At 39.6% G+C, this 19,613-nt stretch carries 23 protein-coding genes and 2 pseudogenes; 22 read left to right on the plus strand and 3 right to left on the minus strand.

The window, feature by feature from the left end:
• Position 1: 1 nt before the first annotated feature.
• The 9 genes and pseudogenes from CP943_RS10250 to CP943_RS10300 all read left to right on the plus strand — a co-directional run bounded on the left by CP943_RS10250 (position 2) and on the right by CP943_RS10300 (position 8,955).
• On the plus strand, positions 2 to 1,267 hold the full coding sequence (locus tag CP943_RS10250) for a methionine gamma-lyase family protein (protein WP_105980971.1): 1,266 nt from the start codon (positions 2 to 4) through the stop codon (positions 1,265 to 1,267).
• A 102-nt stretch (positions 1,268 to 1,369) separates the two neighbouring features.
• Positions 1,370 to 1,777, plus strand: coding sequence for a MerR family transcriptional regulator (locus tag CP943_RS10255; protein ID WP_003182143.1), 408 nt, complete (start codon positions 1,370 to 1,372; stop codon positions 1,775 to 1,777).
• Positions 1,778 to 1,833: 56 nt separating this feature from the next.
• Positions 1,834 to 3,168 carry a type I glutamate--ammonia ligase gene (gene glnA / locus CP943_RS10260; RefSeq protein WP_025811550.1) on the plus strand — a complete coding sequence of 445 codons (1,335 nt, stop codon included), beginning with the start codon at positions 1,834 to 1,836 and terminating at the stop codon, positions 3,166 to 3,168.
• 555 nt (positions 3,169 to 3,723) lie between these two features.
• A pseudogene (locus tag CP943_RS10265) lies at positions 3,724 to 3,978 on the plus strand (peptidoglycan-binding domain-containing protein); the annotation flags it as partial.
• Between the two features lie 157 nt (positions 3,979 to 4,135).
• Positions 4,136 to 4,723, plus strand: coding sequence for a hypothetical protein (locus tag CP943_RS10270; protein ID WP_105980972.1), 588 nt, complete (start codon positions 4,136 to 4,138; stop codon positions 4,721 to 4,723).
• Positions 4,724 to 5,117: 394 nt separating this feature from the next.
• Positions 5,118 to 5,414: pseudogene (locus tag CP943_RS10280) on the plus strand (type I glutamate--ammonia ligase); the annotation flags it as partial.
• A 356-nt stretch (positions 5,415 to 5,770) separates the two neighbouring features.
• On the plus strand, positions 5,771 to 5,974 hold the full coding sequence (locus CP943_RS10290) for a hypothetical protein (RefSeq protein WP_023857616.1): 204 nt from the start codon (positions 5,771 to 5,773) through the stop codon (positions 5,972 to 5,974).
• Between the two features lie 1,075 nt (positions 5,975 to 7,049).
• Positions 7,050 to 7,517 (plus strand): DUF6323 family protein, encoded by a 468-nt coding sequence (locus CP943_RS10295; protein ID WP_020451555.1) that lies wholly within the window; start codon positions 7,050 to 7,052, stop codon positions 7,515 to 7,517.
• Position 7,518: 1 nt separating this feature from the next.
• Positions 7,519 to 8,955: a DUF6179 domain-containing protein gene (locus CP943_RS10300; RefSeq protein ID WP_023857615.1), complete on the plus strand. Its 1,437-nt coding sequence runs from the start codon at positions 7,519 to 7,521 to the stop codon at positions 8,953 to 8,955.
• Positions 8,956 to 9,067: 112 nt separating this feature from the next.
• Here the strand turns inward: CP943_RS10300 and CP943_RS10305 are convergent, their stop codons facing one another.
• Positions 9,068 to 9,385, minus strand: coding sequence for a hypothetical protein (locus tag CP943_RS10305; protein ID WP_039072731.1), 318 nt, complete (start codon positions 9,383 to 9,385; stop codon positions 9,068 to 9,070).
• Between the two features lie 665 nt (positions 9,386 to 10,050).
• Here CP943_RS10305 and CP943_RS10310 point away from each other — a divergent pair.
• The 9 genes from CP943_RS10310 (at position 10,051) to CP943_RS22435 (ending at position 15,714) form a co-directional block, all read left to right on the plus strand.
• Positions 10,051 to 10,479, plus strand: coding sequence for an HIT domain-containing protein (locus tag CP943_RS10310; RefSeq protein WP_026579666.1), 429 nt, complete (start codon positions 10,051 to 10,053; stop codon positions 10,477 to 10,479).
• A gap of 630 nt (positions 10,480 to 11,109) precedes the next feature.
• Positions 11,110 to 11,412 (plus strand): hypothetical protein, encoded by a 303-nt coding sequence (locus CP943_RS10320; protein WP_039072733.1) that lies wholly within the window; start codon positions 11,110 to 11,112, stop codon positions 11,410 to 11,412.
• Positions 11,413 to 11,652: 240 nt separating this feature from the next.
• The gene (locus tag CP943_RS10325; protein WP_095290603.1) at positions 11,653 to 12,633 is read left to right on the plus strand and encodes an alpha/beta hydrolase family protein; all 981 of its coding nucleotides are present in this window, start codon (positions 11,653 to 11,655) and stop codon (positions 12,631 to 12,633) included.
• 59 nt (positions 12,634 to 12,692) lie between these two features.
• On the plus strand, positions 12,693 to 12,914 hold the full coding sequence (locus tag CP943_RS10330; protein ID WP_026579662.1) for a hypothetical protein: 222 nt from the start codon (positions 12,693 to 12,695) through the stop codon (positions 12,912 to 12,914).
• Positions 12,915 to 13,024: 110 nt separating this feature from the next.
• Entirely contained in the window at positions 13,025 to 13,621 is a 597-nt protein-coding gene (locus CP943_RS10335) for an SAM-dependent methyltransferase (RefSeq protein ID WP_023857610.1), read from the plus strand.
• Between the two features lie 105 nt (positions 13,622 to 13,726).
• Positions 13,727 to 14,209 (plus strand): DUF4944 domain-containing protein, encoded by a 483-nt coding sequence (locus tag CP943_RS10340; RefSeq protein WP_026579661.1) that lies wholly within the window; start codon positions 13,727 to 13,729, stop codon positions 14,207 to 14,209.
• Positions 14,210 to 14,242: 33 nt separating this feature from the next.
• Positions 14,243 to 14,815, plus strand: coding sequence for a GNAT family N-acetyltransferase (locus tag CP943_RS10345; RefSeq protein ID WP_023857608.1), 573 nt, complete (start codon positions 14,243 to 14,245; stop codon positions 14,813 to 14,815).
• A 130-nt stretch (positions 14,816 to 14,945) separates the two neighbouring features.
• A complete protein-coding gene (locus CP943_RS10350; RefSeq protein WP_026579660.1) occupies positions 14,946 to 15,422 on the plus strand; it encodes a Rok-like winged helix domain-containing protein in 477 nt (158 codons plus the stop codon).
• A gap of 118 nt (positions 15,423 to 15,540) precedes the next feature.
• The gene (locus tag CP943_RS22435; protein ID WP_020451569.1) at positions 15,541 to 15,714 is read left to right on the plus strand and encodes a hypothetical protein; all 174 of its coding nucleotides are present in this window, start codon (positions 15,541 to 15,543) and stop codon (positions 15,712 to 15,714) included.
• A gap of 352 nt (positions 15,715 to 16,066) precedes the next feature.
• On the opposite strand, the gene CP943_RS10355 is transcribed toward CP943_RS22435, so the two are convergent.
• Positions 16,067 to 16,687, minus strand: a complete 621-nt coding sequence (locus CP943_RS10355) for a hypothetical protein (protein ID WP_026579659.1) — start codon at positions 16,685 to 16,687, stop codon at positions 16,067 to 16,069.
• Between the two features lie 560 nt (positions 16,688 to 17,247).
• On the opposite strand from CP943_RS10355, the gene CP943_RS10360 reads away from it, so the two are divergent.
• The 4 genes from CP943_RS10360 to speG all read left to right on the plus strand — a co-directional run bounded on the left by CP943_RS10360 (position 17,248) and on the right by speG (position 19,136).
• On the plus strand, positions 17,248 to 17,832 hold the full coding sequence (locus CP943_RS10360) for a TetR/AcrR family transcriptional regulator (RefSeq protein WP_020451571.1): 585 nt from the start codon (positions 17,248 to 17,250) through the stop codon (positions 17,830 to 17,832).
• An 80-nt stretch (positions 17,833 to 17,912) separates the two neighbouring features.
• The gene (locus tag CP943_RS10365; RefSeq protein WP_105980973.1) at positions 17,913 to 18,245 is read left to right on the plus strand and encodes a DMT family transporter; all 333 of its coding nucleotides are present in this window, start codon (positions 17,913 to 17,915) and stop codon (positions 18,243 to 18,245) included.
• 2 nt (positions 18,246 to 18,247) lie between these two features.
• On the plus strand, positions 18,248 to 18,565 hold the full coding sequence (locus CP943_RS10370) for a DMT family transporter (protein WP_020451573.1): 318 nt from the start codon (positions 18,248 to 18,250) through the stop codon (positions 18,563 to 18,565).
• A 28-nt stretch (positions 18,566 to 18,593) separates the two neighbouring features.
• On the plus strand, positions 18,594 to 19,136 hold the full coding sequence (gene speG / locus CP943_RS10375; protein ID WP_020451574.1) for a spermidine N1-acetyltransferase: 543 nt from the start codon (positions 18,594 to 18,596) through the stop codon (positions 19,134 to 19,136).
• A 36-nt stretch (positions 19,137 to 19,172) separates the two neighbouring features.
• Here the strand turns inward: speG and CP943_RS10380 are convergent, their stop codons facing one another.
• Positions 19,173 to 19,499, minus strand: a complete 327-nt coding sequence (locus CP943_RS10380; RefSeq protein ID WP_206761302.1) for a YxeA family protein — start codon at positions 19,497 to 19,499, stop codon at positions 19,173 to 19,175.
• Positions 19,500 to 19,613: the final 114 nt, after the last annotated feature.

Genomic DNA, 19,613 nt, shown 5'->3' on the forward strand with positions numbered 1-19,613 from the left:
CATGTTTGAGACATTAAAACACGGAGATCTACTAAAAAAAACGGCGGTGGAGGGTGAAACCGATATCGCTCAGATCCATAAAACAATTGATGAAATCAGTGAACGAAATGAGTGGAGGGTGCTTGAAAGCTACAGAAAGCACAAAGTATCGGACACGCATTTCACACCATCGACTGGCTACGGCTATGATGACATCGGCCGCGATACGCTGGAAAAAGTCTATGCCGACGTCTTCGGCGGTGAAGCGGCCCTTGTCAGACCGCAGATCATTTCGGGAACCCATGCGATATCAATTGCTTTATTCGGCGTTCTCCGCCCGGGAGATGAACTTCTTTACATCACAGGCAAACCGTACGATACCCTCGAAGAGATCGTCGGCGTCAGAGGTGAGGAAAACTCGGGGTCTTTGAAGGATTTCCAAATCGGATACAGCCATGTCGAGCTGACTAAAGAGGGAGCCGTTGATTTTGACCGCGTGGCAGAGTCCGTCACACCGCAGACAAAGGTCGTCGGAATCCAGCGCTCAAAAGGCTACGCCGATCGTCCGTCTTTTACAATTGATGAGATTGAGAAGATGATTCGCTTTGTTAAAGAAATAAACGAAAACATCATCGTTTTCGTCGACAACTGCTACGGCGAATTTGTAGAAGAACGTGAGCCGTGCCATGTTGGAGCGGATCTGATGGCAGGCTCGCTGATTAAAAACCCGGGAGGCGGCCTCGCCAAAACAGGCGGCTATATCGCCGGCAAGGAAAAATGGGTGAAAGCCTGCTCCTACAGAATGACGTCACCGGGAATCGGTAGTGAAGCCGGTGCGTCGTTGTACACCCTTCAGGAGATGTACCAGGGCTTTTTTCTTGCGCCACATGTCGTCTCCCAGGCATTAAAAGGAGCCGTTTTCACAGCCCGCTTTCTTGAAAAGCTCGGCTTTAGGACGAATCCTTCGTGGAACAGCAAGCGGACCGATTTGATCCAGTCTGTCGAATTTTCCACTCCGGAGCAGATGATTGCGTTTTGTCAGGCGATTCAGTACGCTTCTCCTGTCAATGCCCATGTGACACCATATCCGAGCTATATGCCGGGCTATGAAGACGATGTTATTATGGCGGCCGGCACTTTTGTACAGGGAGCAAGCATTGAACTATCAGCGGATGGCCCTATAAGACCGCCTTATGTGGCATATGTCCAAGGCGGATTAACCTATTCCCATGTGAAGAATGCGATATGCAGTGCTGTGGATGCACTCATGAAGCAGGGATTAATGTAAAGAAAATAAAGAATATTTTCATGTAAAGAATCCTTACATCATGTTGACACATTATATAACATCACATATAATAAATTTATATAAGAAAAGGAGGAAATTGAGATGAGTGATAAAATTCGCCGCTCAATGCCCTTATTTCCGATAGGTATCGTCATGCAGCTGACCGAACTGTCCGCAAGACAAATTCGGTATTATGAGGAAAATGGACTGGTATTTCCTGCAAGAAGCGAAGGGAACAGACGTTTATTTTCATTCCATGATGTAGATAAGCTGCTCGAAATTAAAGATTTGATCGAACAAGGTGTAAACATGGCGGGGATCAAACAAATTTTCGCCAAAACAGAAAACGAACAAAAAGAAGACAAACAAGACAAGCCGAAAAAAGCAGAGAAACACAACTTGTCGGATGAAGAACTGAGAAAACTGCTGAAAAACGAGCTTATCCAAGCGGGCCGTTTCCAAAGAGGGACGACATTCCGCCAGGGAGACATGTCCAGGTTTTTTCATTAATTTGTTAGCAACTGCATTGCTATATACATTTACCTTTTAGAGGAGGAGTTTTACGAATGGCAAAGTATACAAGAGACGATATTGTTAAACTAGTAAATGAGGAGAATGTAAAATATATTCGCCTTCAGTTTACAGACATTCTTGGAACGATTAAAAACGTTGAAATTCCTGTGAGCCAGCTGGAAAAAGCACTTGATAATAAGGTCATGTTCGACGGCTCTTCAATCGAAGGATTCGTCCGCATTGAAGAATCCGATATGTACTTGTACCCTGACTTAGATACATTTGTGATTTTCCCGTGGACCGCCGAAAAAGGTAAAGTAGCCCGCTTCATCTGCGATATTTATAATCCGGACGGCACGCCGTTTCAAGGCGATCCGCGGAACAACTTGAAGCGCATTTTGAAAGAAATGGAAGACATGGGCTTCTCAGATTTCAATCTTGGACCGGAGCCGGAATTCTTCCTGTTCAAACTTGACGAAAAAGGCGAGCCTACCCTTGAACTGAACGACAAAGGCGGATACTTCGACCTTGCGCCGACTGACCTTGGCGAAAACTGCCGCCGCGACATCGTACTTGAGCTCGAAGAAATGGGTTTTGAAATCGAAGCGTCTCACCACGAAGTTGCGCCTGGACAGCACGAAATCGACTTCAAATACGCTGGAGCCATCCGCGCTTGCGATGATATCCAAACGTTCAAGCTCGTCGTTAAAACAATCGCGCGCAAACACGGCCTGCACGCAACATTCATGCCAAAACCGTTGTTCGGCGTAAACGGATCAGGCATGCACTGCAATCTATCACTCTTCCGAAACGGCGCCAACGCTTTCTTTGACAAAGACGCTGACCTTCAGCTGAGTGAAACGGCAAAGCAATTCATCGCCGGCATCGTCAAGCACGCAACAAGCTTTACAGCTGTGACAAACCCGACTGTCAACTCTTACAAGCGCCTAGTTCCAGGCTATGAAGCACCTTGCTATGTGGCATGGAGCGCGCAAAACAGAAGCCCATTGATCCGTATCCCGGCTTCCCGCGGCATCAGCACGCGCGTAGAAGTCAGAAGCGTAGACCCTTCTGCGAACCCGTACCTTGCTTTGAGCGTACTTCTTGCAGCAGGACTTGACGGCATCAAAAACAAGCTCGAAGCACCGGCTCCGATCGACCGCAACATCTATGTCATGACAAAAGAAGAGCGCCTCGAAAACGGAATCGTCGACCTTCCTGCGACACTCGCAGACGCTCTCGAAGAATTCAAATCAAACGAAGTCATGGTCAAAGCCCTCGGCGACCATCTATTCGAACACTTCGTCGAAGCAAAAGAAATCGAATGGGATATGTTCCGCACACAAGTCCACCCTTGGGAGCGCGAGCAGTATATGTCTCAGTATTAATCTAGGAATCCCTTGGCACCAGTGGTGTCAGGGGGTTTTTTGTTTTTGTGGGTGTTTCTAATATTTTAAGAGGAACATTAATCACCCACAAATCACCCACAAAAAATCAATAAAAAAATTACTCCATTATCGTGGAGATATACTCTTATATCTATTCATTGAATCCATGTCGATCCTGTCCGGCTCCGTCGGTAAGCGATTCAAGCCATCTGGCGGCATTCAGGAAAAAAGTTAATGCTCTGTTTGGGAATAAAACTGTGTCAAAGACAACATCATCTACGAGCCAGTCAAGCAAATCCACAGGGACCATTCTGGAAAAAAGGGTCGTCCGGTTCCAAGGTCAAGTCGCTGCAGAAACGCTTGAATGCCGCTGGCTTCTTTCTGCCGAAATACGGGGCCGATGAGTCTTAAGGGGATGAATCTGTGCAAGCTGTTAAAGCTCTGCAAAAGAAGGCGGGTATCGCGTTGGATGGAATTTACAGACCGGCTACAGAAAAAGCGCTCGTAGCTATTGAAGCGAAAAAGAAAAAGCCTTCCTCAAACGGCAAAAAATCATCCTACCCGCTGCCGTCTGGCATCTATAAGGTAAAAAGCCCATTGATGAAAGGCACAGCTGTCCGTCAGATTCAGGAGGCTTTAGCTGCCCTCTATTTCTATCCAGACAAAGGAGCAAAGAATAACGGCATAGATGGTTATTACGGGCCGAAAACGGCGAATGCGGTCAAACGGTTCTAGCTGATGCATGGGCTGTCTGTTGACGGTATTTACGGGCCAAAAACGAAGGCAAAACTCGAATCATTATTGAAGTGAAGACAAGGTCTTCTATCTTGAGGGTCTTCTTATACTAACCTTTTATCAGATAGAAAATTAAAAGTTTGTAAAATTCTTAAAAACAGCAGTTACAAATAGTTGGTTTATATGTTAATATATTACTTGTAAATATAAACTATAGGAGGTTGTTTTTGGTATGAAAAGTATGAAGGCTAGGGTGTTAATGGTTCTTTCAGCATTTGCACTTCTAACCACAGTAGTATTGACTACGCCAGCGGCTACCGTACAAGCAAAAAATGCAACAGAAAGTTTGATCAATCATCAAGAAGTTAGCAATGTCGTGCAAAATGTTGATGAAAAAGACATGGAAAAAGCGAAAAAGTTTGTAGAAGAAGCATTGAAAACCAATGAGAATTTTACATATTCTGTAGACCGTCAAAAAGCACTCCAAATTGGTTTTGCTGTAGATCAGGTAACAAATATGGCGATGTTTTATGAAAACTTGCCAACAGAACAAGTGAAATTTTTAGAGGAAGGGAAACAGGTTGCGGTAAAAGGCGATAATCAAATCAAGCCTATGTTTGTGCCTGCGTTACCTTGGGTTGTTTACATTTCATTGCAAGAATTAATCGCACTTTTGACAGCACTTGGATTAGCGGGAGTGGCACAACAGTTTTTAAAAGATGTTTATACACATGGGATCAAACAAGCATGCAAAAAGTTTTCAAAGAAACATAAGAAGATTAAAGACTTCTGTAAAAATAATGGATATCCTACGAAGTAAGAAAAGCTCCTGGAAATATTCCAGGAGCCTTTTATAAATAAATCGTACAAAAACCCGCAAAAACACCCATTACGAAGTAATCGTTACTATCTAATTTCTTACCGTTTTTAACAAATACATTTAAAGCCCAATTCAATTTTGTACCATCAGCCGTTTTTGTAATCAATTTTTTGCTGATACTGTAGTACATTACTTTGAAGAGGGCGAATGCAATTGTACCGAACAAATAGAACAAGATAAACTTACCAAAAAACAAAAGCATTGCTGGTCACTCCCACTTTTTGAATTCTTCAACCAACAACTTGATTTTACCAAAAATGTTTATAATAGAAAAGGAGACGTTTGTAACATCTTCACCTGTCAAAAGAGGAATTTTTTCGTGATAACTATAGACTTGAGTATACAGTTTGTAGCAGGACTTGGCGGCATCAAAAACAAGCTCGAAGCACCGGCTCCGATCGACCGCAACATCTATGTGATGACAAAAGAAGAGCGCCTCGAAAACGGAATCGTCGACCTTCCTGCGACACTCGCAGACGCTCTCGAAGAATTCAAATCAAACGAAGTCATGGTCAAAGCCCTCGGCGACCATCTATTCGAACACTTCGTCGAAGCAAAAGAAATCGAATGGGATATGTTCCGCACACAAGTCCACCCTTGGGAGCGCGAACAGTATATGTCTCAGTATTAATCTAGGAATCCCCCCTGGCACCACTGGTGCCAGGGGGGATGAATTTTGGTCAAAAGATTGGGTGACCAAAATATGACCAAAAAAATTTGAAGTTTCAATCTAACTCCATAATCGATGAGACATAACCTTCGTAATCTTCGATTCTATCTTGGTCAAGTTTCTTACTGATATTGGGAGTAAACATCAGCTGCTTTTCTTAATATATTTCATGTCTGTACCTGAATTCCAAGAGTAAAACCACGTGTGTTAGGCGAAAAGTGTGGTCAGCTTGGAATGACGCGGCAAAAGTGACCAAATACTGATTGGAATGAATATGTTATATTTAGGGGAACAATAAGCGAAGGGGAAACTATTAAATGTTTGAGTTGGATAAGATGATAAACAAAGTAAACGGCCTTAAAGAAGAGCACGCAAAGGGAACCCTTAAGGTTATTTGCGGAAAACTGGATAATCTAAAACACGCGGGTGGTCAATATACAGAGAAAGAATTTGTTGAAGATATTCGATCAATGATTGAGGATTTTCCAGAATTGGATAATAAAGAAGAGAATAATGAATAAAAAACCCTTCTTGCAAGAAGGATTTTTTTTATAACAATACCACACCGACGACATATACGATCGATTTAGTTATAAACAATTTTTTTAAAACGGGAGGTTTTGAAAAAGCGAAATAGTAATAACTAAGGTTGATAAAGAGCCCAAAGATATCAAAGATACAATTTTTCGGTTGTTTTGCTTTTTTGGAGATTTACTTAATTCATAGATTAATGCACTCCATAAAAGTATGGATGCCAAAATAATAATACTCATATACACATAATCCTCCTTTTTATGGTTAACATTGTCATCGATTTTACCACATTTAGGATTGAGATGTCGATGAAATAAGCATCTTTATTTCATTCTTTGACTGAAGAACAAAACCGTTTGTTTTCAACTCGGACATTATAGTTCCTTCGGAGTTCTCACTATGAACACTGGCATTCACTTACTCTCTAGTATGAGTTCCTTATTGAAATGTCTTTATTTCTTTTGTTGTCGAAAATGAAATGAAAACCTATCATATCCAGAACAGAAAGAGGCATTGAAACAAAAAGGTTAACAAAATGAGGTTGCAAGCTGCAGCCTTTTTAGTTTGAAAAAAGTTAGTACAAATGGAAAGAAATCATCCAACACACTGTTGGCCGGCATCTTTAAAGTGACAAACGCATGAAATGAAAGGAGCGGCTGTACGTCAGGTTCAGGAAACGTTGGCTGTTCTTTAGCCCTAAGAGAGCAAGGTATTGACGGCAATACGGTCAGAAAGCGGCGGGACCGTCACTGATGGTATTTACGGGTCTAAGACAAAAAATAGAAAAGTTAAATTACACAACAATTAATAGAATGAAGTATAAGCAGATAAAAATTTTGAACGAAATCTGTTGAGTTGAAGGGAAATTAAATTGGTCTTGAGGAATAAAAAGCTGATTTAAGAGGGAAAGAAACAATGCTGCTGAAAAACAACTATTGACATATGTAAGTAAATAGAATAAATTAATTATTGTTATAAAAATACCTAATTTTATCATAGCACACAAGATATAAAAAGTCAATGTTTTTTTAAAAAAAGATGCTTTTGAAAGGAAGAGAGGTTATGAACTTATCTCGTTTTTTGAATTCCATTCAATTATCCCCTCAATCAAAACCTATGATGGAACTGCTTGAATTAAATGAAAAAACAAAAGAGCATGGCTTGATCTTAACACCCAGCGATATCAAAACATTAATCGTTTATAGAAATAAAGTGCTTCATGATCATGGACGTATAGAGCTGGGGATTGAAGTACTAAAGGAATTAATTGAGGTGTTTGCTGCTTCACCCTATATGGATGAGGATCATGATGTCGAAACGTTAATCGAGCTTCAGGAGATTTTTTATTATCTCAGAAATGAAACAGAAGATAAGATAGGTGACATGAAACTGATTCATCAGATGATGGAGTGTTTTAACGGACCTTCTGCGGGGTCTTTAGAGTTATTAAGAAGTAAAATGGAGGAACTCGCGGAGAGTTTCAGAAGAAATACGATGAGAAGTGAGTCTTTATATAAAGGTGATGAATAACATGGGAAAAGAAAATACTTTAAATCGCTATGATTTGGTTTCAAATTTTACGATTGATAAATCAAAGTTAAAGCAAAGCCAATTTATGTTGTCGCTTCTAAAAGAAGGCCAAAGGGTTGGAGTTATTACCAGCGAAAAAGCTTACAAGATACAGGTAGAGATTATGCAAATCCTGCAACGATTGATAGGCCAGTATACCAAAGGGGAAAGTACGTCGGTTACTACAGAAACGGCGGAAGGGATTATGGTTTCCCTCATGTATGCAATAGATGCTTATGCTCTCCATTTTGAGAAACCTGAAGAGGTTATAGTACATTTACGTTCTGATAGTATAAAAAATATATATACCAAAGGTGTCGAATTACTTCACTGTTATTTTGAAGAAGCTAAACAATTGTATCAAGACGTAAAAAAATTAAAGTTAGATGTGCCTGTTGATGCTTATAATTTAACCATTGACGAATCGTTACCTGTATTTATGAATCATTATAATATTATTTTTGAAGCTCAAAATACGATGGCGAGCATTGACTATCCTTTAGCTATTGACAACATGGAACTGCAAGGTGTTTTTTATATTAAACAGTATTTAGAGCGACTGCTGATAGAAACGAGATTCTGTCACTTTTTTAACCATCACGATCTAATGTATATCTTGACAAACTTCGGGAGAATATGCCGCTTTAATTATCGCATAGAACTTTTTAATATTTTTGAGTTAATGATAAACAATGCTGTTTTTTCACTGCTATCCGGGGGCGAAGCCAATCAAGTCAGAATTTCTGAAGTTCAATATGACAGGTTGAGTCGGTTGTTAAGTGATTGCCATGCTGATAAAAGGGCAAACTTGATTAACGAAGCATTTGATCGGTTACAGCGGGATTTAAAGACAGATCAAACGATTACTGATTATATCAATTTGTATCGCAATGAATGTATTCAAAGGGTAAATAACGCTGCGGAAATTGATGGCTTCAAAATGTTGATCATCAGAGAAATTGAAGAGAGAGAAAAACCAATAGCGTTAATGTTAAATGAAAATGATCGCATGAGTGATATTGAAATGCGGAAATTGGTGGATTGCATCATGGAAAGAAAAAACACAGCAGAAAAAATATCGCTGATCCGCGATCATTTTGTTTCACTGCATGATTATTTGGATTTGCTAAATTCGGGATGTCTGTTTGACGACGAATATAACGCACTTTTTGCTACGTTTGGGAATTTTGAATTGGCCATTTTTGCGAAAATTGTATTTTATGAAGAATTAAGAGGGGGAATCCTCAATTTCATTGACATTGTTGCTGACTGCTCTGAAGCAAAGAGCGAGTGGGAAACATATTATATGAAATTTATTAAACAATTAGAAGATGAGCGCATTGCAACGATTGGACAGCTCATCAATGATATTGACTATGAGGAGATATCGTTTTATTAAGTTAAAGACGTTTTTATAAGTTCTTTTACAAAGGAGAGTCTAAAGAAAGACGAAGATAAATAACAGCACTCGATAAATGCAATCTAGTTATTTTTCAACACAACTTAAAAGCTTAAAGTAATTCTACTCCAACTTGCTTAGTGAATTTTACTTTTATTCTCTCTTCTTCTCCAATACTTACAACCATGAAATTTTCAACTTTCTTAATGCTAGTTACGTTTTGAAAAACACCTGTAAATACCGCGAAATCTTTATAGGTTATATCCAGGCTGCAAGTTAGTTGATAAACATCCAGCGTCAAAATTAACTTGAAGTTTTGATTATCTTTATAAGTATAAATAAATTCGCCGGCCTCTGGATCATCAGCTATACTGGCTGGCTCACTCTCAAAAAGTTCTAGTAAATCATATTCATTATATTTTATAAACATCCAACTGACTCCTTAAAATTATAGTGATATTAATGAAGTTAAAAAAACCGCAGATCTTTAACTATATCGATCATTACTGGGCAATAAGAATTTCTGATTTTCAATCGCAACTCCAAACGCTGTCTTAAGGAAATAACTCATGTATCAATCGAACTGTATCTATATATAGGTTGATATGTTATTATCTGTATATAAAATAAGGTAGCATGCTAAGCTGCCGACAAATGATTAGATTAAATGAAAGAATTCGAAGCAATGAAAAATTATCAGAAGGGGAGATTGTTATTAGATTTTTGCCGCCGGTTTTCGCGGTATTGCTGTATTTTTAGTGACTTTTTATATTGAGTATTCTTCCAAAAATTTATCCCTGGAGAATAAACTTATACTCAATGTTGCAGCGGCAATTGTCGGGTGTATTTTGGGAATGTTTATAAGAAAAAGAAATCAATATTAAAGAGACCGATTAATAAAGTTCGGTTTCTTTCTCTATTTTAACATGCAGGGAAAATATTCTTTGGATTAATAAAGGAAGGTAATCATTTCGAATTTCGGATTAAACATAGCTAGATCATTTTTCAAATATCTCTAGTTTATAAAGGATCTTAACGAGTTGTGAGTTTGGGCATCCGAAAAAACTTCAGAAAGAGAGGGACACTTAACAAAGTGTGGGTAGTGAAATGGACAAATGTATATTTTGTGAAATCGTTAGTCAAAAAATTTCAAGTTATGAGGTTTATAAAAATGACGATGTAACAGCATTTCTTGATATAAATCCTGTTACATGTGGCCATACAATAATCATACCAAATAAGCATATTGAAAGACTCGATCATATTAACGATCCCCATCTATCTAATGAAATAATGGATTCTTTAATTAAAGTACCTCAAATATTAATTCATTCAGGTATTTGTGATGATTACACGATACTCTCAGACAACGGTCACTTTGCTCAGCAAGATATTAAGCACCTGCATTTTCATGTCATACCGAGACACATGAATGAAAAGTTTGAATTCAAATTAAACACCGACTTTACTGCAGCTGAGAAAAGTAACTTACTTTCGGTATGGAGAAAGATTACAGGGAGATGATGAGAAAAGATTGTCCTAGAATTTAAAAATGGAAAGATGATTTGATATGATCTCGTGCAGGTTTTGCTGAATTCATCATTTCGTCCAGAAATTCTTTCCTTTGTTGTATAATGGTGATGATTAACAATGGTTGCAAGGGAGTAAATTATGTTTTTAATAGCTTTTGTATTGGCGTATTTTATCAAGCAGCCGATATTAAGCATGGGGACACTTTTTCTTTTCATCTACGGATTTAGATTTTCTTCTAAAGGCATTAATGCTGAAAAATACGATTGTTATATTAATCAATATAGACTTATATTTTGCTTCGTCATCCCTTTCCTTAATTTTTATATGTACTGGACAACGATAGGAGGGAATGCGGGAGTCGGGTTTACGTTTAGTCCACTTACCCTGATGCAAAAGCTGTCTTTCTTGTCCCAAGTTATTTTGATATTATTACCCGAGATTCGCAAATTTTTATCTCGTAAAAACTTCATTCATATTGATGAAAAGAAGCAGAGATTAGCATCGGTTTTGTATCCATTTGCTTTAATCCTAACAGTTTGTATGGCATATCGGTAAGGACCGTAAGCAAAGGCCTTACTCTACATAAAAGTTGCATCCACTATACTTTAAAGGGGACTATTGATGAATTTCGATCCGGAAAAACTAAGGAAATTTCTTAATTGCGCGTCAAACCCATCAAACCCAATGGAGACAAAAGTAAAGAATTACTATGTGAATCAAGAGATTCAAGAGTTTGCATCCTTTGATATTGACTTTGAAAATGTAGACATCGCCCTGCGTATTGCCGGTATGTTGGGGAAATCCGCCACGAAATTTACGATAAATCATTTTCTTTTCCCTGATACGAACAAAATAGATTATATTCAATTTATAATTTTTGAAATTAATGATTCAGAACTATTAGCATTTTTAGAACAACTATAACAGCATTCTTGTTTGAATACAGTTCTCTTGGTGAAAATAAAGCAAGTTCTACCCGATAAACCGCAGCAATCATAATTACCTTTGATATTTGGTGTTGTGAACAGCCCCTTTTGTCAAGGCAGCTTCGTGGATTCATCAGGCTCAGCCGATTAAATGGCCAATGGTCTGTGTGAAAGGACTTGGCGGAACTGCCTTCAATCAAAAAAGCACCATTACTTATACCAATCAGGAGGACAAAAAGTGTTTTTGGCAAAGATGATCGATCGTTTAGCGTTATATGATTTGCACAGGAAAAGAAGTAAAAAAAAACATTTTTCCGCTTTTTCATTGGATTCGATTGACAGGGACGAATTCTATCAAGCAAAAGCGGCTGATGTCTCCTTTACTCTTCATGAAGCGAGAAAAAACTATTTGGCTGGACATTTCAGCTATGAATCTATCATTCCATCCGGGGACCCTGTCAATGATAGTTTAAAAGGCGAGGTTTTTTTAAATAAGAATGATATAGATCAACCTAATGTTATTTTTGTACACGGCTGGCGAATGGATTCATACGACAGAATAAAAAAGATATTTCATGATCGTATGATGAACGATTTAGGCTGGAACATGTACTACTATTCTCTTCCGTATCATTTTGAAAGAGAGCCGGAACATTCGCTTTACAGCGGTGAATTGATGATAAGTGCGAATTTGAATCGTACAGTTGAATCAACAAGACAAGCTGTCGTGGATTTACGGGCACTCATTCACTGGATCAAAGCAAATAAAACCGGCCCTGTTATTATAGTGGGCGTCAGTTTAGGCGGGTGGATGACAAATTTACTGGCTGCCCTTGAGACTGAAATCGACATCGTGGTATCGATATTTTATGCCAATCGTCTTTCTTATGCGATATGGAATACCATCCCGGGTAAATTCATAAGAGAAGAATTGGAACAGTACGGTGTGACATATGAAGATTTACAAACATATTGGGAAATTACAGATCCCAGTCAGGCTGTGCCGAAAGTTAACAAAGATCACATTTTGCTGATTTCCGCCGTTCATGACCAATATGTTCACTTAGAGGATGCTGATAAGTTATGGGAGAGCTGGGGGAAACCCGAAAGACATCTCTACAATTGTGGCCATGCCGGAATTGTTCTTTGTCGTAAAAAGCTGGCATTAGATACGATTTCTTTCATCCGAAAAAAATTAAAGCAGCTTCATGAGGGATAATTTCTTTAATTTATTAAAAAGCTGGCAATTTTCAAAATGTGCGAATAGGAGGTTTTTTTATGTACTTTGTTTCCGGATTTGTTTCAATTTTGCTGGGTCTATTAACGCTGTTTTTCTTACAGGTGTTATCTGTTGCTTTTCCTCATTATATAATGGATGCAGATGGCAATAGTGAAGCTTCGGTTTATTTTCAATCATCTGTATTGTTTTATCCTGTTTTGCTTCTCATTTTAGGCGTCATCATGATTATTGTTCATTTGCGAACAAATGATAAGGGTTAATTCGAAGGAGAGTATCGAGTTTGACTGCGAAGCGAAAATGAGATGCATCATCTAAAAGAAACGGGTATATCATTGATATGAAAGCTTCTAAAAAAAGGAGAACAAAAACGATGAACTTTTGGCACGAGCGCTTTCAAGATGAGAACTATGTGTATGGAACGGAACCGAATGCGTTTTTGGCAGATTCGCAGAAAAAACTTCAATTGTCGGGTGATGCTTTAGCCATTGCAGAAGGCGAGGGGCGCAATGCGGTTTTTTTAGCAGAACAAGGTATGAACGTCACGTCATGGGATTATGCCGAGTCAGGGTTGGAGAAAACGAAAAAGCTTGCTGAAACCCGTCATGTATCGGTGAAGACGGAGCTTGTTGACTTAAATGAAGCGTCTTGGAATCAAGGGCAGTGGGACGAGATTGTATGTATTTTTGGACATTTTCCAGAAGAGCTGCGTCGAAAAACACTTCTTGGAGTAAAAGAAGCCGTGAAGCCCGGGGGATTTTTCGTGACGGAAGTGTATTCGACGCACCAAATTCCTTACAAAAGCGGCGGGCCGCAGGATCCGAAGCTTTTATATACACCGGAAGAATTTTTACAAACCTTTTCAGATTGGCGTATTGTCCACTTTTTTATGGGGGAAGTCGTTCGTCATGAAGGGGCTTGGCACAACGGCCTGTCTCATGTCATTCAATTTATTGGTCAAAAGCGCTGAATACTCCGAGGAAATATGATTTTAAAAAGGTGCCGTTTATGGCGCCTTTTTTGCGTAACTTTTTTCACCGTCATCACTACTATTGTGATGAAAGCGGGGGAAATGATGAAAAACAAAAATGGACTCAAACGGCTGCTGATAATCAGCAGCGCATTTCTGCTTTTAATTGGCGGGGGATATGTCAGTGCAATGATCTTCGGAAAGAAAGTGGTGTATGAAGGAGAGGGGGAAAGCGGTCTGTGGCATGCTTCGATTGAGAAATCAGATAAAACGTCAATCGGGCCTAATTATTTTTTGAATTTGTATTGGGATGGCGCGAAAGAAGATGCGAAAAGAACGATTGTGAAAACAATCACCTTATACATAGACGGCAAAAAGTATGATGATAGAGGAGAATACGATCTTTCTGAGTATACCGGAGAGGAAATGGATGACGGAGGCCATATGGAAGATCATATCGCGACTTTTGATTTTATGCCTGAAGAGGATGTCATCGGGCATGCGTTATCAGTCAAAGTGGAGTGGAAAACCGGAGATGAAGAGAACGCAGAAATAATGAAATTAACCAAGATTCCGTGGTATAAATGAAACGACAATCACTGAATAAGGAAGTGATTTAAAATGAACGAGATTGAGATCAGAAGGCCGCAAATTGACGACGTTGAAGAGCTGAATCAGTTTTTCAGAATCGTGGTCGAGGATACTTTTGCTAAAGAGGGGATATCCGATCTGCTTGATCATCAAGAAAGTGAAATTGAAAGTAAGAGGCAATACTTGAAAGCAGACTTAGACAGCAAAGGGAAGAGCCGGCATTTTTTTATCGCTTCAGATCAACGTCTGAATAAAATCATCGGTACAATCGAATATGGCCCTGCAAGCGAATTGATCGATATTTGTACGGATGGGGCTTTAAAGGATTTATATGAGGTAGGGACGGTATTTGTCCACCCGGATTATCAAAGACGCGGAATCGGGTCTTTGCTGTTCAACGTTATGTTTTTGACCTTTCTGAATCGGGGAGTGAAGGAATTTTGTTTGGACAGCGGTTATCCCGGTGCACAGAAAATATGGAAGAAGAAATTCGGCGAGCCTGACTATATGCTGAAGGATTATTGGGGGAAAGGATATGATCATATGATTTGGAGGAGACGGACGAAGGATATGCCGATTGATACAAGAACATCAATAACGTAATCATCCTTTATATTCCATATACGTTTTAACGATAAAAAGAACTTTTCTTGAATTTATTTTTAAATAAATTGTTAAAGTTAAAAAAGTCCTATAAACTATAATGGAATCTTAATTTTAGGATGTGGGAGATATGTTCGACGAAAGAGAAGCGTTGCGTTTGAGACTTGAACAGCTAGGTGATGCGGAGATTCAGGTGATGCGGGAATTGCGAAAAGAACGACAGGACATTTATTCGAAGCTGCGTGAATTGGACCGGGAGAGTGATCCCGCAATTAACAAAAAATCTTCATTGATCGACTTGGCAAGCGCTGCAGCAGAGGAATTAAAACAATCCCAAATTGCCGCTGACAAACATCCGCCCATCAAGACTCCATCTCATACTATTTTCCAATCAAAAACAACCATACAGCGCGAGGCTGCCTTAAACATTTTAAGCCGCTATGAAGAGGGCTTGAAAGGCATTAAGCTCAAAACTGAAATCGAGAAAGAAACCGGCTTTCCGATTAAAAACATGACGACATTTATGAAGAGCTTAATGAAACATCGCCCAGATATTAAAAAGCCTGCCCGCGGCCATTATATTTTGCAAAAAGAAAAAGACCTTTGAGGTTTTCGTCATTATTCCAGATTCATATTGTCATAAATCAGAGCGGAATCTTTAAAAATTGAAACCAAACAACACCTATATCGTATATTTAGCTAAAACTAATGCAAGGGTGTTCTACATGTTGGATAAAAAGAAATACTTCATGATTATGGTACCGGCTTTAATTTTAGCGTTTTTATTTCAATTTTTTGTTCCCTCAGAACAAAGGTACTTGGGGATTGTGTTTATTTTAGCAGGCGGGGTGATTTATTATCTTTGGGTGCATATAGAAAAGGACAAACAGAAAGATTGAGCGCATCCTTTGATTTGCGAATCCACTAAAAAAACGTCTATATAGACGTTTTTTTGTTATTGATATCCATTGTTAGCCAACCTGCTGGGCGGCAACCGACTGAGCCGGTAAACAAATGCTCAAGCAGCCGTTTCTCCCAGATTTTATCGATCTTTTAACTTTAAGGCGTAAGCTTTGAACTGTTAAGAGCTTTGATACTTAAGCTGTAAACGCTGAACGTTGAGCTTTGAGCTTTTATCTCAATGTTGGCACAGCGTCTCTTTGGCTGTGCAGATGAAATAAAAGGAGGGAGTCACCTTTCCCTCGGAAGGTGTTTAGTTTTATCGGTTTTCGGTTGGCTAACAATCGGCCGTTAATCGATTTTGATTTTGGTGAGTGTATTGCTCTCGGACAATGCAAAGTCAACTTCCATTTCAAAGTCCTCGATCTTTTTTGACAAGGAATCGATCTTCTCTTTTAGGTTCAGCGGATCGATGATTTTTGCTTCATTTTCAGCGAGGAAAGATTTGACGATTTCCTGGTTTTCAGCCGCTTTTACTTTGCCGTCTTTTCCGAAAAGAGTCTCCAGATGTTTGTCTAGTCTTTCTGTTACTTTTTGATTGACGCTCTCGGCCTCGTCGACTAAATCAGCGTACACTTCTTTCAGCTTATCCAAAAGCTGAATGTCGTAGCTGATGGAGGTTTTTCTTTCGATGGCTTCAGCCACAGTCATCTTGACTCCGGCCACTTCGATTTTGGTCGTCGCGTTGGATACAACAATGGCAGACTTAATGGCATTTCGCCTTTTGATTAAGGCTTCAATTGATTGATAATCGGCTTTCGCCCTAGTTTCCAAGTCTTCGGTTGTCCGAAATCCGTTCGGCAGTTTCTTTCCGATCATCAAGCCTCCGAATGTGCTCTCATTTACGGCCCGCTTGATTCTTTTATCCAACATTTTGAGTTCGCTTAGTGCTCTGGTGATCGTAAGTTCCATTCTATAGCTCCTTCGTCGTTTATATATTTAAAAAAGCTCTTTATTTACTCATTAGAGTGATGATTATATCATATTGATTTTCCAAGTGTTATATTTTGTGTGGATATTTTCATATAGGATAATAGTCCAAAAAGATTCATAGAAAGCTGTAGGAGGTCTAATCGATTGTTCGATTTCATGATCACTATGCATTGCATTTCTCTTTAAAATGAACAGGGAGATCAACAAAAAAACTTTTAGCAAAAGAAAATTTTTGCTGAGAACTTTTCCTAATTCCTAATGTTTGTCTTTGCTCCGTTTCACTGCAAAACATATTGCGAGGACGGCTGCGATAAGAGAGGCAGCTCCGCATGCCAGCTTGATCAGCGGTTTCAACAATATCAACTCCATCTGTTTTCGGTATATGTGTAAAGTATAAAAGGGATTCATATCCAAAGCCAGCTTATGCTTAGGATTTTAAAGAAAGTTTAAGGAAATAAGTCCTGCGCCGCCCGGTTGACAATGAAAAGCCGCTCCACTAAAATGAATGATAGTCATTCATTTTTAGGGAGGTCTGCAACATGCCAAAGCAAACGTCCGGGAAATATGAAAAGATTTTGCAGGCGGCCATTGAAGTCATTTCTGAAAAGGGGCTGGATAAGGCGTCGATTTCAGATATCGTGAAAAAAGCAGGCACTGCGCAGGGCACTTTTTATCTTTATTTCTCATCTAAAAATGCGCTGATTCCAGCGATCGCGGAAAATCTTCTGACACATTCTTTGGACCATATTAAGAGCAAGGTCGACGGAACCATGTCTTTCTGGACCGCCTTGGACATCATGATTGATGAGACGTTCAACATGACGGAACTTCATCAGGATATTATCGTTCTTTGCTACTCAGGTCTTGCCTTTGACCATTCGATGGAAAAATGGGAGGCGATCTATCAGCCTTATTATTCCTGGCTTGAAGGACTTATTGAAAAAGCAGTTGAGAAAAACGAGGTCATTCCGGACATCAATGTGCGCTGGACGGCCAGAACGATTATCAACTTTGTCGAAAACACAGCGGAACGTTATTACATCGGGGCGGAAAAAGACGAAGAGCTCAGTGTGTTCAAAAAAGAAATATTTACTTTTCTAAAGAGAAGCATAGGAACCAAGTGAAAAATGACCGGCTGCAGCTGTTCATTTTTTATCGGCCTAAAAATGACTGACGTTCATTCACAACAGGAAGGGTGTTATCATTGAGTTGGCTCCTCGTCATTATTGCGGGTTTTTTGGAAGTGGTTTGGGCCTCAGGTCTTAAACATGCGGATTCCTTCGCCGATTGGCTGATGATCTTTGTACTGATCGCGGCAAGTTTTCTCATGCTGATACGATCTTACAGGAACATTCCGATGGCGTCGGCTTATACCGTATTTGTCGGAATCGGAACGGCCGGCACATATGTGACGGGTGTTTTTATGGGCGAACCCTTTTCAGGAGGGCAAATATTTTTTTTGATCGTGCTGTTGGGAGGCATTATTGGCATGAAAATGTTTACAAAAGAGAACAATGCCCAGTCAGGGGGTGATTGATCATGCCGTGGTTATTTTTGGTGATTTCTGGGATCGAAGAGGTCATTGCCGCCATCGCTATGAAATATGTAGACGGCACAAGAAAAAAATGGCCGATTATTGTCATGGTATTGGGGTTTGCTTTGTCTTTTTTCTGCCTTTCGAAAGCCATGCAGGCACTTTCAGCCGGTGTTGCCTATGCCGTTTGGACCGGGATCGGCAGCATCGGCATTACGGCAGTCAGCTTATTTTGGTTTAAGGAGCGGATTCGCGCTCCGCAGCTCATCTCACTTGGCTTTATTATAATCGGGGTGATCGGCCTGCGCCTTACATCATCTTAAATTTTAATTTATATTGGAGGTTGCTGATATGTTCAATCAGCTTAAATTGCGTCCGCTCGAAAGAGAAGACCTTCCGTTTGTCCACCGTCTTAACAACGATGCGAAGATTATGTCGTATTGGTTTGAAGAACCGTATGAGACTTTTGTTGAGCTGCAGGATTTGTTTGACAAACACATTCATGACCAAAGCGAACGGCGCTTTATCATAGAGAAAGAGACTGAGATGATCGGATTGGTTGAGCTGGTCGAAATTGATTATATTCACAGAAGGGCGGAGTTTCAAATCATCATTGATCCAGAGCATCAAGGGAACGGGTATTCGTCAAGCGCAACGTATTTGGCGATGAACTACGCGTTTTCCGTTTTGAATTTGCACAAATTGTATTTGATCGTCGACGAAGATAATGCAAAAGCGATTCACTTGTATAAAAAGGCAGGGTTCACAATCGAGAGCGAGCTGCAGGATGAGTTTTTCGTTGACGGCTATTATCGTAACGCTATTAGAATGTGCATTTTTCAGGATGAATTTTTATCACTTAAAAAAAGCAAAAAGGAAGGCATGCAAGGATAAACAAAAGAGATGGCGCCGCCATCTCCCGCATGTTTTTTAATTTTTCACACCTAATCGATCTTTGGCTTTGTTGGGAATATCGTCTTTTTCAACCTCTTCCCACGATTTCACGCCTTTATTTTCAGAATAGAAAAGCCGTAAAAACGCGCCTGTACGAAGGTTTTTATCAGCTGTGAATTCCATTGTTTTTTCTTGACCGTCCTCATCAAAACCGGCCAGTTCATATTTGAAGACGGAGTATTCCTCGCCGTCGTCAAACTTCGACGTGTCTTCCTTCCCGTTTCCGGTAATGTGAACATAATATTCGTCTGTTCCCACACGGTTTAAGTTACATCCGCTTAATAATGCGGTAAATATGATCATCAGGCTGATCCATACGATATGCTTTTTCACAATTTCACCTCATTTATCATTCTAAGATTCATTGTCTGATAAAAAAATCGAATAACGTGACATGAACATTACACTTTTTGTAAG

Source organism: Bacillus paralicheniformis (assembly GCF_002993925.1).
GTDB lineage: Bacteria > Bacillota > Bacilli > Bacillales > Bacillaceae > Bacillus > Bacillus paralicheniformis.

Coding starts and splice junctions, on each gene's coding strand:
- CP943_RS10250 (WP_105980971.1), top strand. CDS start 2: ATGTTTGAGACATTAAAACACGGAGATCTACTAAAAAAAACGGCGGTG.
- CP943_RS10255 (WP_003182143.1), top strand. CDS start 1,370: ATGAGTGATAAAATTCGCCGCTCAATGCCCTTATTTCCGATAGGTATC.
- glnA (WP_025811550.1), top strand. CDS start 1,834: ATGGCAAAGTATACAAGAGACGATATTGTTAAACTAGTAAATGAGGAG.
- CP943_RS10270 (WP_105980972.1), top strand. CDS start 4,136: ATGAAAAGTATGAAGGCTAGGGTGTTAATGGTTCTTTCAGCATTTGCA.
- CP943_RS10290 (WP_023857616.1), top strand. CDS start 5,771: ATGTTTGAGTTGGATAAGATGATAAACAAAGTAAACGGCCTTAAAGAA.
- CP943_RS10295 (WP_020451555.1), top strand. CDS start 7,050: ATGAACTTATCTCGTTTTTTGAATTCCATTCAATTATCCCCTCAATCA.
- CP943_RS10300 (WP_023857615.1), top strand. CDS start 7,519: ATGGGAAAAGAAAATACTTTAAATCGCTATGATTTGGTTTCAAATTTT.
- CP943_RS10305 (WP_039072731.1), bottom strand. CDS start 9,385: ATGTTTATAAAATATAATGAATATGATTTACTAGAACTTTTTGAGAGT.
- CP943_RS10320 (WP_039072733.1), top strand. CDS start 11,110: ATGAATTTCGATCCGGAAAAACTAAGGAAATTTCTTAATTGCGCGTCA.
- CP943_RS10330 (WP_026579662.1), top strand. CDS start 12,693: ATGTACTTTGTTTCCGGATTTGTTTCAATTTTGCTGGGTCTATTAACG.
- CP943_RS10335 (WP_023857610.1), top strand. CDS start 13,025: ATGAACTTTTGGCACGAGCGCTTTCAAGATGAGAACTATGTGTATGGA.
- CP943_RS10340 (WP_026579661.1), top strand. CDS start 13,727: ATGAAAAACAAAAATGGACTCAAACGGCTGCTGATAATCAGCAGCGCA.
- CP943_RS10345 (WP_023857608.1), top strand. CDS start 14,243: ATGAACGAGATTGAGATCAGAAGGCCGCAAATTGACGACGTTGAAGAG.
- CP943_RS10350 (WP_026579660.1), top strand. CDS start 14,946: ATGTTCGACGAAAGAGAAGCGTTGCGTTTGAGACTTGAACAGCTAGGT.
- CP943_RS22435 (WP_020451569.1), top strand. CDS start 15,541: ATGTTGGATAAAAAGAAATACTTCATGATTATGGTACCGGCTTTAATT.
- CP943_RS10355 (WP_026579659.1), bottom strand. CDS start 16,687: ATGGAACTTACGATCACCAGAGCACTAAGCGAACTCAAAATGTTGGAT.
- CP943_RS10360 (WP_020451571.1), top strand. CDS start 17,248: ATGCCAAAGCAAACGTCCGGGAAATATGAAAAGATTTTGCAGGCGGCC.
- CP943_RS10370 (WP_020451573.1), top strand. CDS start 18,248: ATGCCGTGGTTATTTTTGGTGATTTCTGGGATCGAAGAGGTCATTGCC.
- speG (WP_020451574.1), top strand. CDS start 18,594: ATGTTCAATCAGCTTAAATTGCGTCCGCTCGAAAGAGAAGACCTTCCG.
- CP943_RS10380 (WP_206761302.1), bottom strand. CDS start 19,499: ATGATCATATTTACCGCATTATTAAGCGGATGTAACTTAAACCGTGTG.